This is a genomic window from Achromobacter spanius, assembly GCF_002966795.1.
Classification (GTDB): Bacteria; Pseudomonadota; Gammaproteobacteria; order Burkholderiales; family Burkholderiaceae_B; genus Achromobacter; species Achromobacter spanius_D.
In genome coordinates this window covers 1,906,728-1,922,555 of sequence record NZ_CP023270.1, presented here as the reverse complement: position 1 = coordinate 1,922,555, position 15,828 = coordinate 1,906,728, and the positions used below count along the sequence as shown (strand labels likewise).

10 protein-coding genes are annotated in these 15,828 nt (G+C 66.5%); 2 read left to right on the top strand and 8 right to left on the bottom strand.

The features are described 5' to 3' along the window. Positions 1 to 6: 6 nt before the first annotated feature. The 5 genes from CLM73_RS08660 to dnaE are packed head-to-tail and all read right to left on the bottom strand — an operon-like array spanning position 7 to position 7,307. Positions 7 to 1,122, bottom strand: coding sequence for a glycosyltransferase (locus tag CLM73_RS08660; protein WP_105238098.1), 1,116 nt, complete (start codon positions 1,120 to 1,122; stop codon positions 7 to 9). Further along, on the bottom strand, positions 1,119 to 1,871 hold the full coding sequence (locus tag CLM73_RS08655) for a glycosyltransferase family 2 protein (RefSeq protein ID WP_105238097.1): 753 nt from the start codon (positions 1,869 to 1,871) through the stop codon (positions 1,119 to 1,121). Before CLM73_RS08655 ends, CLM73_RS08660 begins: the two co-directional genes overlap by 4 nt. Continuing rightward, positions 1,868 to 2,716, bottom strand: a complete 849-nt coding sequence (locus CLM73_RS08650; RefSeq protein ID WP_105238096.1) for a polysaccharide deacetylase family protein — start codon at positions 2,714 to 2,716, stop codon at positions 1,868 to 1,870. Before CLM73_RS08650 ends, CLM73_RS08655 begins: the two co-directional genes overlap by 4 nt. Then, on the bottom strand, positions 2,713 to 3,816 hold the full coding sequence (locus tag CLM73_RS08645; RefSeq protein ID WP_105238095.1) for a glycosyltransferase family 4 protein: 1,104 nt from the start codon (positions 3,814 to 3,816) through the stop codon (positions 2,713 to 2,715). Before CLM73_RS08645 ends, CLM73_RS08650 begins: the two co-directional genes overlap by 4 nt. Next, positions 3,816 to 7,307, bottom strand: coding sequence for a DNA polymerase III subunit alpha (gene dnaE, locus CLM73_RS08640; RefSeq protein WP_105238094.1), 3,492 nt, complete (start codon positions 7,305 to 7,307; stop codon positions 3,816 to 3,818). Before dnaE ends, CLM73_RS08645 begins: the two co-directional genes overlap by 1 nt. Positions 7,308 to 7,459: 152 nt before the next feature. Here dnaE and lpxO point away from each other — a divergent pair, with 152 nt between their 5' ends. After that, positions 7,460 to 8,359 (top strand): lipid A hydroxylase LpxO, encoded by a 900-nt coding sequence (gene lpxO / locus CLM73_RS08635; RefSeq protein WP_105238093.1) that lies wholly within the window; start codon positions 7,460 to 7,462, stop codon positions 8,357 to 8,359. Between the two features lie 61 nt (positions 8,360 to 8,420). Here lpxO and hrpA read toward each other — a convergent pair whose 3' ends face one another. The 3 genes from hrpA to CLM73_RS08620 all read right to left on the bottom strand — a co-directional run bounded on the left by hrpA (position 8,421) and on the right by CLM73_RS08620 (position 14,619). Beyond that, positions 8,421 to 12,437 (bottom strand): ATP-dependent RNA helicase HrpA, encoded by a 4,017-nt coding sequence (hrpA, locus tag CLM73_RS08630; RefSeq protein WP_105238092.1) that lies wholly within the window; start codon positions 12,435 to 12,437, stop codon positions 8,421 to 8,423. Positions 12,438 to 12,521: 84 nt separating this feature from the next. Next, positions 12,522 to 13,931: an FAD-binding oxidoreductase gene (locus CLM73_RS08625; protein ID WP_105238091.1), complete on the bottom strand. Its 1,410-nt coding sequence runs from the start codon at positions 13,929 to 13,931 to the stop codon at positions 12,522 to 12,524. A gap of 7 nt (positions 13,932 to 13,938) precedes the next feature. Further along, complete coding sequence (locus CLM73_RS08620) at positions 13,939 to 14,619, bottom strand: aspartate/glutamate racemase family protein (RefSeq protein WP_105238090.1); 681 nt, start codon at positions 14,617 to 14,619, stop codon at positions 13,939 to 13,941. Positions 14,620 to 14,793: 174 nt separating this feature from the next. On the opposite strand from CLM73_RS08620, the gene CLM73_RS08615 reads away from it, so the two are divergent. Further along, positions 14,794 to 15,735, top strand: coding sequence for a LysR substrate-binding domain-containing protein (locus CLM73_RS08615; protein WP_105238089.1), 942 nt, complete (start codon positions 14,794 to 14,796; stop codon positions 15,733 to 15,735). The last annotated feature ends 93 nt before the right edge of the window (positions 15,736 to 15,828 follow it).

The window sequence follows — 15,828 nt, the reverse complement described above, 5'->3', positions numbered from 1 at the left end:
TATGGCTCAGTGTCCGCCAAGCGTACGCTGATACACGTCCACCGTGGCGCTGGCGAAACGTTCCAGGTTGAAGTCGCGCAAACTCGTCTCACGCGCCTTGCTGCCCATCTGGCGAACCGCGTCCGGATTGTCGAGCATGAAACGCAGCTTGGCGGTCATGGCGGCAATGTCGCGCGTAGGCACGATCCAGCCATCCACGCCGTCCGTGACGTTTTCCGGCAGGCCGCCCGCATCGCTGACCAGCGCCGGCAGCCCGAGCCCCATGATCTCGCGGCAGGCAAACGACAGCGCCTCGCGGTAAGACAGAACGAACCCCGCATGGCAGGACGCCAGCGCGGCGCGCACATCATCGAGCAGCCCGGGAAACTTCACCTGATCGATCATGCCGAGCTCGCGCACGCGCGCCAGCTTGGCCTCCGAGGGCGGATCGCCCGCCACCATCAGCAAGATGCGTGCCTTGTCGGCCGGCGGCAGCGCGGCCGCTGCGGCCACCAGGTCCAGCCAGCCCTTGTCGTAATCGGTGCCCCCGGCGCTGCCCAGCAGCAGCTTGCCTTGCCAGTCCGCGCCGAAGAAGAGTTCGCGCAGCTTGTCCAGGCTTTCGGGCGGCGGCGGGGCAAAGAAGTTGGTGTCGATGCCGTGCCGGATGGTGGTGATGGGGCGCTTGCGGTAAGGCGACTGCTCCATCATGCCGCGGATGTAGTCGCTGACAGCGATGCCGTGATCGGTCGCCAGCGCCACCCGCAGCTTGTGCCCGAAGCTGGAAAGCGGGTGATCGTTGTGCTTGGTGAACACGATGCGCGGCCGGCGCCGCATACCCAGCGTGGCCAGCATGACCTGCTTGTGGTCGGCCGAGCCGTTGGCGTGGATGATGTCGAACTGGCCCTCGGCGATCAGGCGCTGCAACCGGGCGCGGTCCTTGAACCAGGACGACGGGCGGGTCGTGTAGCGCATGTCCACCACCGTCACCCCGGGGATGGCCTTGGCGTAGCGGTACAGCCGGCTGGTGCCGGGCACCGCCACGGTGATCTCGTGATCGCGGGCCAGCGCCTTGGCCAGGTTGATGATGTAGGTGACGTGGCCCCCGCCGTTGCCCGCGTGGAAGTTCGTGTAGAGGATCTTCACTTTTTGTTTTCTGCCAGGAACATCAGCTTCGAGTATCGGAAGAAGCTGCCCGCCGCCGCGGTCACGGCCAGCACGAGCCCATGGCGGCCATCCAGGAAGCCCCGCCGGATCAGGTAGATGCGCACGAAGGTCCAGAAACCGTGGCCCAGTGCCCCGAAGACGGAAGTGCGCTTGCCCTTGGCATACATCATGGCCGCGGCGTCGGACGAGTAACGGTTGACCTTGTTGATCAGCGCGTCCAGGTTGTCGTACGGATAGTGGTTGAAGTAGCCGCGCATCTGCAGGGGCCGGCCGTTGGCCGGCACCACGCGTTCGTGGACGGCGGCATCGGTAAAGCGCGCCGTGCCGCGCTTGAAGAGGCGCAGCACGTAGTCGGGCCACCAGCCGCTGTGCCGGATGTCGCGGCCGCAAAAATTGGACAGACGCGCGATCTCGTAGGCGTCGGCGCGGGGCGCGCGCAGCACGTCCTGGATTTCCTGCGCCAGCTCGGGAGTGACGCGCTCGTCAGCGTCGATCGACAGGACCCAGTCGCCCGTCGCCAGATCCAGCGCGCGATTCTTCTGCGGACCGAAACCGGGCCAGTCGGCGGTGACTTCGACCCGGGCCCCCAGCGCCTGCGCCAGCTCCACGGTGCCGTCGGTGCTGCCGGAATCGACGACGATGAACTCGTCGGCAAACGACACGGACTTCAGGCAGGCGGCAATGTTGGCCGCTTCGTTCTTGGTGATGATGATGACTGATAACTTCATCCGCGATTCCTAAGACGCTTTTTCCAGGCCTTCCAGGCGTGATACCGCGGGCCCCAGAACGGGTCGCGCGACAGCCAGATCCGGCGATTCAACCAGGACCCGCCCCGATTGCGCACCGCGAAACGAAAGATATGACCGGGATCCGCGCCGGGCAGGTTCTGGCCGAAAGGGTCGGTAGTGTACAAGTGCCGGAAACCGGCCTGCCGCGCGGCGGCCACGTAATCCGCGTCGAAATAGCCTTGCGGCCAGCAGAGGTGATCGCTCACGCCGCCAAGCCGGCGGATGAGGGTGTCGCGCGAGTCGTGCAGGTCCTGGGCGATGCGTTCGCGCTTGGCGTTGACATCCGGGCCGCAGACCTTGTCCCAGCGGGTGTGCGTGTTGGTATGGGAATGGAATTCGAAGGTGCCGGCGGCCTGCATGGCCTCGATCTCGCTCCAGCGCAGCATCGCGTCGTCGGCGCGGCCCGACGCCACGAGTTCCTTGCAGGCGTTGTGGTCGGGCGTGGGAGGTAGCGCGCCGCCCTGCCCGGCGTGCGGCCGTATGGGGCCGTCGCCAATCCAGCCGGTAATGGTGAACAGCACCGCGCGCATGCCGTGGCGGGCCAGGACGGGATGCGCGTGCACCCAATTGTTCAGGTAGCCATCGTCGAATGTGATGAGCACCGACCGTTCGGGCACGCTGCCGCCCGCCAGGTAGGCCGCGAACTGCGCGGCGGTGAGCGACTGGTAGCCCGCGCGGGCCAGGCGCGAAATCTGCGCGTCGAAGACGTCGGGCGTCGCGGCGATCATGCCGCCGGCCGGCGTGACGTGGTGGTACATCAGCACCGGCACGTTGGGCGCGTTCATTGGCGGCGCTCCGCCAGCCAGCGGTTGTAGATCGCTTCGGTGGTTTCCGCCAGGCGCGCGGGGGAAAAGACGCCCTCTTCCCAGACCATCTTGCGGCCGGCCTCGCCCATGGTGCGGCGCAGGGCCGGGTCGTCGATCAGACGCTCCAGCGCGGTGGTCAAGGCGAGCGAATTCTTGGGCGGGACCAAAAAGCCCGTCACGCCGTCCCGGAACATCTCGGAGACGCCGCCGACATTCGTGCCAATGACCGGCAGGCCGCTCGCCTGCGCCTCGACATAGACCGTACCGGAGGCTTCCTGTTGTGTGGCCAGGGCGAAGAGGTCGAATCCCGCCAGCAGATTGGGGACGTCGCGCCGCGTGCCCATCAGGTGGATCCGGTCTTGCAGGCCGCGCTGAGCAATGTATGCCTGCGTCTGCTCGAAGACCGGCGAGCCGGCGCCGACGAACACCAGATGCAGCTTCGGACGCACCGCCATCAGGGGCGCGATGGCGTCGATCAGGTCCTTGTGGCCCTTGGTGGCGCGCATGACGGCCACACAGCCCACGACGATGTCGTCGTCGGCCAGACCGAGTTCACCGCGCAAGGTGGAGTGTTCGACCGGCGCGGGCAGCACGATGGGCGAATACACGGTGGCGATCTTTTCGGACGGGACGCCGCGGCTGATCAGGTATTCGCGCACGTGGTCGCTGACGGCGGTGACGCGGTGCGGCAGGATGGTGTACGACCACATCGAGCCAACCACGTTGGACAGGTGGCGGGTGCGCACGATCAGGGGCGTGCCGGCCATGCGCCCTGCCAGGGCGGCGATGACCGTGTCGCGCCGGCTGTGGGTATTGAGCACGTCAAAACGCCCCGCCTTCAGAATCTGGCGGACGGCGGGGACGCCCTTCAAGTAGGCCACCGTCCCCTTCATATCGACGGCATGCACGGTGAAACCCGCATCCCGCAGTCGCTCGGTCAGTTGCGCGCGCGGCTGGCAGATCGCTTCGACATGATGCCCGCGCGCCCGCATGGCATGCATTTCCTTGAAAATTCGGCCTTCCTGTCCGCCAAAGGCGGTGGCGGCTTCCGAATGCACGATACGTAGACTGGACGACATCAGTACGTGACCTCCACACCGTCGGGTTTGGTCCAGGCGTTCAGGTTGGCCAGCAGCGTGTCGGCCATGCGCACGCGCCATTCCTCGCCTAGCCTGACCGTGCACAGGAAATTGTTCTTGGTGTAGACGATGTCGACGGGCACGCCCGGGATGCCGTTCTCGGGCTCGGCGCGGAATGGATTGAGCATCTGGCGCAGGCGGGCCGCGTCGGCGCTGCCGTTGAGCTTGACCCGCAGCGACTTGGCGCGGGCCTCGCGCGCAAGCTGCAGGTCATAGAGCTGCTCGGCGACGATGCGCATGCCGCCCGAATAATCGTCGTTGCTGACCTTGCCCTGCACGATGACGAGCTGGTCTTCGCGCAGCCGGTTGCGGTGCTTTTCAAAGAGTTCGTTGAAGACCGAGATTTCCACCTGGGCCGTGCCGTCGTCCAGCACGGCAAAGACCATCTTGCCGCGGCGGGTCATCATGACGCGCACGCTGGCCAGCACGCCGCACATCCATTGCAGGTCGCGCTGCGGCTCCACGCGGGCCAACTGCATCGGCACGATGCGGCGGACTTCGTCGCGCCACGCATCGAACAGGTGGCCGCTGTAGTAGTAGCCCAGCGCGGATTTCTCTTCGGTCAGCTTCTTGTGCAGATCCCAGGGCGCGACCTTGGCCAGTTCGCCGGCGACCACATCGCCGCTGTCGTCGCCAAAGAGCGAGGCCTGGTTGGCGCTGCGCGCGGCCTGTTCGGCCGCTTCCATGGCGGTGGGCACGGAGGCCAGCATCGCGGCGCGATTCGGTTCGATGGTGTCGAACGCGCCAGCCTTGATCAGGGCCTCGATGGTGCGGCGGTTGACGGCCTGCTTGCTGACGCGGCGGCAGAAGTCGAACAGGTTCAGGAACGGGCCGCCTTCCTTGCGCGCACGCAGGATGTCTTCGACGGCGCCCTGCCCGGTGCCCTTGACGGCGCCCAGGCCGTAACGCATGGTGCGCGGCGGCTTGCCTTTTTCGGTGTGCTTGTCGGCGACGGGTTCGAACCGGTAGCCCGAATGGTTGACGTCGGGCGGCAGCACCTCGACGCCGTTGTCCTGCGCGTCGCGGCAGAAGATCTGGACCTTGTCGGTGTCGTCCATGTCCGAGGACATGGTGGCGGCCAGGAACTCGGTCGGGTGGTAGGCCTTCAGCCAGGCGGTCTGGTACGAGATCAGCGCGTACGCGGCCGAGTGCGACTTGTTGAAGCCGTAGCCCGCGAACTTCTCCATCAGGTCGAAGAGCTTGACCGCCAGGTCCGGATCGTGGCCCTTTTCCTTGGCGCCCTGTTCGAACAGTTCGCGGTGCTTGGCCATTTCCTCGGGCTTTTTCTTGCCCATGGCCCGGCGCAGCAGGTCGGCGCCGCCCAGCGAATAGCCCCCGATGATCTGGGAGATCAGCATCACCTGTTCCTGGTAGACGATGACCCCGTAGGTGCTCTTGAGGGTGGCTTCCAGGTCCGAGTGGAAATAGTCGACGGCCGCGCGCCCGTGCTTGCGGTTCACGAAGTCGTCCACCATGCCCGATTCCAGTGGCCCCGGACGATACAGGGCCAGCATGGCGATGATGTCTTCGAACGTGTTGGGCCGCAGCTTCTTGAGCAGTTCCTTCATGCCGCGCGATTCAAGCTGGAACACCGCGGTGGTGTTCGCGTCGCACAGGATCTTGTAGGCCGCCGGATCGTCCAGGGACAGCGCCATGACGTCGAAGTCGCGCTTTTCGGCGTTGAACTGGCGCACGTAGCGCACGGCCCAGTCCAGGATCGTCAGGTTGCGCAGGCCCAGGAAGTCGAACTTCACCAGGCCGGCCGCCTCGACGTCGTCCTTGTCGAACTGCGAGACCGCGCTGTTTTCCTGGCCCGGCTGGCAATACAGCGGGCAGAAGTCGGTGAGCTTGCCGGGCGCGATCAGCACCCCGCCCGCGTGCATGCCGATGTTGCGGGTCAGGCCTTCTAGCGGCTTGGCCAGGTCGACCAGCGCGCGGACTTCTTCTTCCTGTTCGTAGCGGTCCTTGAAGGCGGGCTCGTCCTTGAGCGTGCGTTCCAGCGTCCAGGGATCCATCGGGTTGAACGGGATCAGCTTGGACAGGCCGTCGCAGAACATGTAGGGCATGTCCAGCACGCGGCCGGCGTCGCGGACCACGGCCTTGGCGCCCAGCGTGCCGAAGGTGGCGATCTGGCTGACGGCGGCGCGGCCGTATTTTTCCTTGACGTAGTCGATGACCCGTTCGCGGTTGTCCTGGCAGAAGTCGATATCGAAGTCGGGCATGGAGACCCGCTCGGGATTCAGGAAGCGCTCGAACAGCAAGTCATAGCGGATGGGGTCGAGGTCGGTGATGCCCAGCGCGTAGGCCACCAGCGAACCGGCGCCCGAGCCCCGGCCCGGGCCGACCGGCACGCCGTTGTTCTTGCCCCAGTTGATGAAGTCCTGAACGATCAGGAAGTAGCCGGGAAAGCCCATCTGAATGATGGTCTTGCACTCCCAGCGCAGCCGCTCGTAATACTGTTCGCGCTTGGACTCGCGCTCGGCGGTGTCCGGGAACAGGAACTCCATGCGCTTTTCCAGCCCCTCTTCCGAGAGCTGGACAAGGTAATCGTCGAGCGTCACGCCCTCTGGCGTGGGGAAATTGGGCAAGCGCGGCTTGCCCAGCACCAGGCTCAGGTTGCAGCGCTTGGCGATTTCGACCGTGTTGGCCAGCGCCGACGGCACGTCGGCGAACCGGCGCGCCATTTCCTCGGAGCTGAGCAGGTACTGTTCTTTCGAGAACCGGCGCACGCGGCGCGGGTTGGCCAGGATTTCGCCTTCGGCGATGCAGACGCGCGCCTCGTGGGCCTGGAATTCGAATTCGTCGAGGAACTGCACGGGATGCGTGGCGACCACCGGCAGGCCGGCCTCGGCGGCCAGCCGCATGGCGGCCTGGCAGTAGCCTTCGTCGCCGTCCATGCCGGCGCGCTGCAGTTCGAGGTAGTAGCTGCCCGGGAACATCAGCGCCCATTGGCGCGCCAAGGCCAGCGCCGACACGGCGTTGCCGGCTTCGAGCGCCTGCCCGACGTCGCCAAGCCGCCCGCCGGACAGGGCGATAAGGCCAGCCTGTCCTTGCAGCCATTCGCGGCGGATTTCCGCCCGGCCCTTGCCCTGGTTCGTCAGGAACGCCTTGGACAGCAATTCGCACAGATTCAGGTAGCCCTGATGGTTGCGCACCAGCAACAGCAGGCGGAAGGGCTTGGCCGGGTCTTCGTCATTGGAGATCCAGACGTCGCAGCCTGCGATGGGTTTGACCCCCGCGCCGCGCGCGCCCTTGTAGAATTTGATCAGTCCGAACAGGTTCGACAGATCGGTCAGGGCGACGGCGGGCTGGCCCAGCTTGGCCACGCGCTTGATGAGGTCGGGGATACGCACCGTACCGTCCACGACCGAGAACTCGGAGTGGACACGCAGGTGAACAAATGGGGGCGGGGTCGTTACGGCTTCGGACATAGCGGAATTGTACCCAGCGGCCGACCACCCTAGAACAAACCTTGCATCAGAATCCGCCCAGTTGCATCCCACCCTGAGGGGATCCGCCCTGGGAGGCTTGTGGGACAATATCGCCCATACCGCAACACCCCGTCGCACGACGAGACATACCTATGAAATGGTTAATACCTGGGATCTGGCTGGCCGCCATCCTGTTCGCGCACTTCCGAGGCCGCGTCAAACTGCCCCTGGGACGGCAATTCCTGGACCATTCGGTGCTGCTGGCGCCGATCAACGCGTTCATGGTGCTGACGTCCCGCGTGCCCACGACGCCGTACCTGACGACCAGCGAGATCGCCGAACTGAAAGTGCTGGACGACAACTGGGAGACGATCCGCGAAGAGGCCATGCAGATGGCCGAGCTTCGCCGGATCAAGGCGGCCGATACCCATAACGACATCGGATTCAACTCGTTCTTCAAGTACGGCTGGAAGCGGTTCTACCTGAAGTGGTACGACGCCCGCCACCCCTCGGCCGAGGAACTCTGCCCCAAGACGGTCGCGATCCTGAAGGGCCTGCCCAAGGTCAAGGCCGCCATGTTTGCCGAGCTGCCGCCGGGCGGCCAGCTCAATCCGCACCGTGACCCGTTTGCCGGGTCGCTGCGCTATCACCTGGGACTGGTCACGCCCAACGACGACGGCTGCCACATCATCGTGGATGGCGAGCACTACAGCTGGCGCGATGGCGAAAGCGTGGTGTTCGACGAGACCTACGTCCACGAGGCCTACAACAAGACGGGCGAGAACCGGATCATCCTGTTCTGCGACGTCGAGCGTCCGCTGAAGTGGCGCTGGGCCGAGACCTTCAACCGCTGGTTCGGCCGCAAGGTCATGTCGGCGGCCAGCTCGCCCAACGATGGCGGCGACCAGACGGGGGCCATCAACAAACTGACGCACGCGCACTGGGTGATCGACCAGAAGCGCAAGGCGTTCAAGAAGTGGAACCGCACGGCGTACAAGGCTACGAAGTACGGGCTGATCGCGTTGGTGATCGTCGGGTTCCTGGCGCTGTAAAGACGCCGCAAAACAAACGGGCCGCAAAGCGATTTGCGGCCCGTTTTGCATGCGGCGCCAGCTAGCGTTGCAAGGATTCCCAGCTTTTCATCAGCCGCTTGACCGACACCGGCATCGGCGTGCGCAGTTCCTGCGCAAAGAGCGCCACCCGCAACTCCTCGAGCAGCCAGCGGAACTCGTCCAGGCGGGGATCGGCCGCGCCTTTCAGCGCCGCGCGGGCACGCTGGTATTGCGTGACCAGCGGCGCCATTTCCGACACCAGCTTTGCGTCCCTTGCCGGATCGGCGCGCAGCTTGTCGATGCGCGCGACCGCCGCCTTCAGGTAGCGCGGGAAGTGCGACAACTGCGCATACGGCGTGTCGCGGATGAACCACTTGGGCATCAGCGCACCTATCTGCTGCTGCAGATCCGCGTACGCGGCCGCGTGGGGCTTGGCCTGCGGCAGCTTGCGTTGAAGCGCCGCATACTCGGTCAGCACTGCGCCGGCCAGCCGCGCGACCTCCTGGGCCAGCAGACCCAACCGGCCCTTGCCCTCGGCGCGGCGGGCTTCGAACTGCTGTTCGTTCACCGGCCACGGCTCGGCCAGGCAGGCCTGCCCCAGCGCGCAGTCGATGATCTGGTCGCGCAGCTCTTCCTGCGTGCCCAGCGTCATGTAAAGCATGCTGATCTTGGTGAGGTCGGTAAGGTTCTTTTCGAGGAACTTCACCTGCTCGCGCAGCGCCAGCCGGAAAAGCTTGAGTAGACCCGCGCGATGGTGCTTGCGCGCCTCGTCGGGATCGTCGAACACGTCCAGGTCGCAATGCGCGCCCCGGTCCACCAGCGCCGGATAGCCGATGACGGACTGGCCGCGCCGTTTGATCTCCATGATCTCGGGCAACGGCCCGAACGACCAGGAGGTCAGGTTTTCGTGCGCCAGCGCCTGCGCGACCTGCGTGTCGCTGGCCGCCAGTTGCTGGAAGGTCGCCTGGGCCTGCTTGCCGAATTCGGCGCGCAGTTGCGCCAGATTGCGGCCGGCGGCCAGCATGCGGCCGTGCTCGTCCACGACGCGGAAGTTCATGAACAGATGCGCCGGCAGGGTTTCCAGCTTGAAGTCCCCCACCGCCGGGCGGACCTGCACCTGGTCCCACATGTCGGCAATGATGGCGTCGACCAGTCCCGTCTGCGGATCGGCCTGACGCTCGAACCAGCGGTCGTAGAAGCCCGCGGCGTAGTCGGGCAGCGGCACGCAATGGCGGCGCAGCTTCTGCGGCAGCGACTTGAGCAGCAGGTGCACCTTTTCCTTGAGCATGCCGGGCACCAGCCACTCGCAGCGCGCCGGATCGATCTGGTTCAGCGCGAACAGCGGCACCGACAGCGTGACGCCGTCGCGCGGCGAGCCGGGTTCAAAGTGGTAGTCCAGCGCCATCGACACGCCCTGCCATTCCACCTTCTTGGGAAAGACATCGGTCGTGACGCCGGCGGCCTCGTGCCGCATCAGCTCGTCGCGGGTCAGCATCAGCTTGGCGGCGGCCGCCTTGTCCAGGCCGCTTACCCACTTTTCCAGCGTTGCGGTCTGCGAGATATCGGCGGGCAACTGCCGGTCGTAGAACGCAAAGATCAGCTCGTCATCGACCAGGATGTCCGGCCGCCGGGTCTGGTGTTCGAGCTTTTCGATGCCCGCAATGAGCTTGCGGTTGTGCGCGACGAACGGCAGGCGCGTGTCGATCTCGCCGGGCACCAGCGCCTGGCGGATGAAGAGTTCGCGCGCATGGGTGGGATTCACGCGGCCATAGTGGATGCGCCGGCCGGTGTAAATGGCCAGGCCGTAGAGCGTGGCCCGCTCGTTGGCCACGACCTGCCCGGCCTTCTTTTCCCAGCGCGGGTCCGACCAGTTCTTGCGGATCAGGTGCGCGCCGACCTTTTCCAGCCACGCCGGATCGATGCGCGCCACGCAGCGTGCGTACAGGCGCGTGGTCTCGACCAGTTCGGCCGCCATGATCCAGCGGCCGGCCTTCTTCACCAGGCGCGAGCCCGGATGGATGTGGAAGCGGATGTCGCGGGCGCCCTGGTAGCTGCCGCCTTCGTCGCTCTTGAAGCCGATGTTGCCCAGCAGCCCGGACAACAGCGCCATGTGCAGCTGTTCATACGTGGCTTCGGACTGATTGACGCGCCAGCCCTGTTCGCCCACCAGCGCCGACAACTGCGTGTGCACGTCGTGCCATTCTCGCAGGCGGATGGGCGACAGGAAGTTCTGCCGCAACAGGCCCACCAGCTTGCGCTGCGACGCCTTGTGCTGCACCTGTTCGCCATACCAGCGCCACAGTTTCACGAAGGAGATGAACTCGGACTTGTCGTCGCCGAACTTGGCGTGCGCGGCCTCGGCGGCCTCGCGCTCCTGCATGGGGCGGTCGCGTGGATCCTGCACGGACAGCGCGGAGGCAATGATCAGCATCTCGGCCAGGCACTGGTGTTCTCGTGCGGCCAGGATCATCCGGCCGATGCGCGGGTCCACGGGCAGCTTGGCCAGTTCATCGCCGGTTCGGGTCAGGACAAAAGACGCGCCCGTGCGCCCGTCGTCCGTGTCGTCGTCGGTCGCCGACGCCAGTTCGATGGCGCCCAGCTCCTGCAGCAGATGGTAGCCGTCGGCCACGGCCCGCCCTGGCGGCGCCTCGACGAAGGGGAACTGCTCGATGTCGTCGAGCTTGAGCGACTTCATCCGCAGGATGACCGACGCCAGCGACGAACGCAGCACTTCGGGGTCGGTGAAGGCGGCGCGGCTGTTGAAATCCAGCTCGTCGTAGAGCCGGATGCAGACGCCCGGCCCCACCCGGCCGCATCGGCCGGCGCGCTGGTTGGCCGAGGCGCGGCTGATGGGCTCGATGCGCAGCTGCTCGACCTTGTTGCGCCACGAATAGCGCTTGATGCGCGCCAGACCGCTGTCGACGACGAAGCGGATGCCGGGCACCGTCAGCGAGGTTTCCGCCACGTTGGTGGCCAGCACGATGCGGCGGGCATTGCCACGCGGGCGGAAGATCTGTTCCTGCTCGGCCTGCGACAGGCGCGCAAACAGCGGCAGCACCTCGGTGCCGGCCGGGTGCCGCTTGCGCAGCGCTTCGGCCGATTCACGGATCTCGCGCTCGCCGGGCAGAAACACCAGCACGTCGCCCGGACCATGCCGCGCGCATTCGTCGACGGCGTCGACGATGGCGTCGATCAGGTCGCGTTCTTCGTCGCCCGACATGCGCTCGCGGTCGCGGCCGGTCTTGTTGGGGGCCGGCGCGTCATCGCCGGCGGCGGGCTCTTCGCGCACGGGCCGGTAGCGCACTTCGACGGGATACAGGCGGCCCGAGACTTCGATGACCGGCGCGGGCTTGTCTTCCGACGCGGCGAAATGCCTGGCGAAGCGCTCGGCGTCAATGGTGGCCGACGTGATGATGAGCTTGAGATCCGGGCGCCGCGGCAAGAGCTGCTTCAGGTAGCCCAGCAGAAAATCGATGTTCAGGCTGCGCTCGTGCGCCTCGTCGATGATGATCGTGTCGTAGCGGCGCAGGAGCGGATCGCGCTGCGATTCGGCCAGCAGGATGCCGTCCGTCATCAGCTTGATGGACGCGTTGGGACCGGTGCGGTCGTTGAACCGCACCTGATAGCCGACGACTTCGCCCATGGGCGTGTTCAGCTCCTCGGCGATGCGCTTGGCCACCGAGGTCGCCGCCAGGCGGCGCGGCTGCGTGTGGCCGATCATCTTCTGGCGGCCGCGGCCCAGTTCCAGACAGATCTTGGGCAACTGCGTGGTCTTGCCCGAGCCGGTTTCGCCGCTGACGATCACGACCTGATGGCCGGCGATGGCGCGCGCGATCTCCTGCCTACGTGCGCTGACGGGCAGGTCTTCGGGATAGGTGACGGCCGGAATGGGCCGTTCGGGACGGGGCGCGGCGGGGCGGCCTTCAGGACGGGCCCGGGGCGCTTGCCGAGAGTCTGGCCGAGGGTTTGTCCGAGGGCTTGGCTGAGCACTTTGCCGGGCGTCTTCCGGGAGCTGCTCCCGGTCAGTGGCGCGCGGCGCCGGCTTTTTCGGCGCCCGCGGGCTGGAGGATTCAGGCATGTAGGATTTATCCGATTAGCCCGCCATTATAAATTTCTGGCGGACTTCGCGCGCGCAGCCCCTGCCCGGCCTGCGCGCGGGTTCCTACAACAGCTTGCCCGGGTTCATGAGCTGGTTGGGATCGAGCGCCCGCTTGATCATCAGCATCAGGTCCATTTCCACCGGCGACTTGTAGCGCCGCAGCTCGTCGCGCCGCAACTGGCCCACGCCGTGCTCGGCGCTGATGCTGCCGCCGCGCTGGGCCACCAGGTCGTGCACGCGGCGGTTCAGCGCCGCGGTCAGCCGGGCGTACTCGGCGGGCGCCACGTCCAGCGGCAGCAGCACGTTGTAGTGCAGGTTGCCGTCGCCGATGTGGCCGAAGTTGATGATGGGCAGCCCCGGAAAATCCGACACCAGCGCCAGGTCCGCTTCCTCGACGAACGCGGCCAGGCGCGAGATGGGCAGCGCGATGTCGTGCTTGATGGCCTTGCCCGCGCGCACCTGCGCCTGCGAGATGCCCTCGCGCAGCCGCCACAAGGACTGGACCTGGGTGTCGTTCATCGCGACCACGCAGTCCTGGATGACGCCGGCTTCCAGCGCCGCGCCCAGCGCGGTTTCCAGCAAGGCTGGCAGCCCGGCGGGCTCGGTGTCCGACAGTTCCACCAGGGCGTAATAGGCATGGCGGCCGGCAAGCGGGCTGGCCGCGCCGCTGACGTGCGCCATCACCAGGTCCAGGCACCGCGCGGACATCATCTCGAACGCGGTCAGCCTTTCACCGCAAACGCTCTGCAGCCGGCTGAGCAACGCCACGACCTGCGCGGGCGTGTCCGCGCCGACCCAGGCCGCCACGCGGCCCGTGGGCGCGGGGTACAGCTTGAGCACCGCGCCGGTGATGATGCCCAGCGTGCCCTCCGACCCAATGAACAGGCTTTTGAGGTCATAGCCCGTGTTGTCCTTGCGCAGGCCGCGCAGGCCGTTCCAGACGCGGCCGTCGGGCAGCACCACCTCCAGCCCCAGCGCCAGATCGCGCGTGTTGCCGTAGCGCAGCACTGCGGTGCCGCCGGCATTGGTGGCCAGATTGCCGCCGATGGTGCAACTTCCCTCGGCGCCCAGACTCAGCGGGAAAAAGCGGCCGACGTCGCGCGCGGCGGCCTGGACGTCGGCCAGCAGCACGCCCGCGTCGGCGCACAGGGTGTTGTTGACCGGGTCTACCTCGCGGATGCGTTTCATGCGGTTCAGGCTCAGGATCACCTGCGCGCCGCTGCCGTCGGGCGTGGCGCCCCCGCTCATGCCGGTATTGCCGCCCTGCGGCACCACGGGCGTGCGCGTCTGATGGCACAGCCGCATGACGGCCGACACCTCGGTGGCGTTGCGCGGGCGCACCACCACGGGCGTGCTGCCCTGCCACTTGCCCAGCCAGTCGCGCACGTAAGGCCCCTGCCCCTCGGCATCCAGCACCAGCCCGTTGTCGCCGACCAGGTGGGACAGCCGTTCGATCAGTTCGTGATTGCGCATGGTGGCCTCAGGCGCCGTGCCAGTTCAGCCGGATGCGGCCGATCGCCATCGCCGCCGCGGCCTGTGTCGGCTCCACGACGGGCAGGCCCAGCTCGGCCTGCAGCCAGCCGCGATACGCCGCCATGCCGGCGCAGCCCAGCACCAGCACGTCGGCCTGATGCTCGTCGCGCAACCGCGCGCCCACGTGCAAAAGGCGCTCGCGCGTGCGCGCCTCATCCGACAGTTCGACCACGCCCAGATCGAGCGGCAGCTCGGCCGCCACGCGGCCCGACAGCCCGATCGCGCCGAACATCCGGCCGTGACGCGGCAACGACTGGCGCAGGATCGCGATCACACCCACGCGCTGGCCCAGCGTCAGCGCGGTCAGCATGCCGCATTCGCTGATGCCCAGCACCGGCTTGCGCGTGGCTTCGCGTACCGCGTGCAGGCCCGGATCACTGAAGCAGGCGATGACGTAGCCTGCGGCAGCGGCGCCGTGCTCGGCGTCCAGCTTGCGCACCAGCGCGGCGAGCGGCAGCGTCACGCTTTCGACGTCGAGCTGCGTCTGGACGCCCGCCGGCCCCTCGGCCAGCGTCAGGCATTGGATGCGCGGACCGCCGGCCATGCGCAGCGGTTCCAGCGCCGCGTCGAACGCGTCCGTCACGGCCTGGGTGGAATTGGGATTGATCACAAACAGGGTCTGTTCCATTCGTCCGTCCTGGTCGTCCGTCCTGGTGGTGGCGAGGCCCGGGCCACGCTGACGCGGGCCGGGGCAAGGTACGGCGCCAGTCTATCTGCGGGCGGCCTGAGCATGTATTGTCAATTTGTGCGCTGCCCTTAACCCTTTGTTATGCTCGTCGCGTCAATTCGGAGCGGGCGCGCCATGCAACTGAATCTGCGGCAAATCGAAGTTTTCCGGGCGGTGATGACCACGGGTTCGATCAGCGGGGCGGCCAAGCTGCTGTTCGTCTCGCAGCCCGCGGTCAGCCGGCTGCTGTCGCACACGGAACAGCGGCTGGGCTTCGCGCTGTTCGAGCGCATCAAGGGCCGGCTGTATCCCACGCCCGAATCGCGGCAGCTCTTTCGCGAAGTGGAAACGGTCTATGCCGGCGTGCGGCGCGTGGAGGAACTGGCTTCGGAATTGTCGGAGCGCCGCAGCGGAATCCTGCATCTCGTGTCCAGCCCCAGCATCGGCCACATGCTCGTCCCCCTGACGATCTCGCGTTTTCGCGAAACGCACCCCGACGTCAAGGTCACCTTTCAGCCGCTGACGCAGCAGCCCCTGACGCAAATGCTGCTGGACAACCGCGCCGAACTGGGCGTGGTGATCCTGCCCGTGCAGCACCCGAATCTGCTGACGCAGCCCATCGGTCAGGCCCGGCTGGTCTGCATCTGCCCGTACAACCATCCGCTGGCCCATCGCTCGCTGCTATCCATCGGCGACCTGTTGCCCTACCCGCTGATTTCGTACGGCGGCGACACGCCGTTCGGCATGCTGGTCGAGCAGATGTACCACGAGGCCGGACAGGCCCGCCGGCTGGCCGTGGAAGTGAGTTCGCCGCAGAACGCGTGTTCGCTGGTGCAGGCGGGCGCGGGCATCGCCATCGTCGATGAGTTCTCGGTCAAGAGCCGCACGCAAGGCGACTTCGTGGTGCGCCCGATCGACCAGGCAAAAATCCTGACCGCGAGCCTGGTGCAGTCGCGCTTCGAGCCGCTGTCGCAGCTTGCGCAGGCCTTTGTGGAAGTGCTGCGCCACACGCTTTGCGAACAGGGTTTCGAGCTGTCCGCAAACGTCCAGACAAACCCTGCCAAGGGTAAACCTTGACTTAACTGGCTGTTATACCAAGGCAATAAAAAAGCAAGTGGAGTTCTAAAACTTCCGCTTTAGGATGACATCGAAACGTCGCTTCCGATTTCG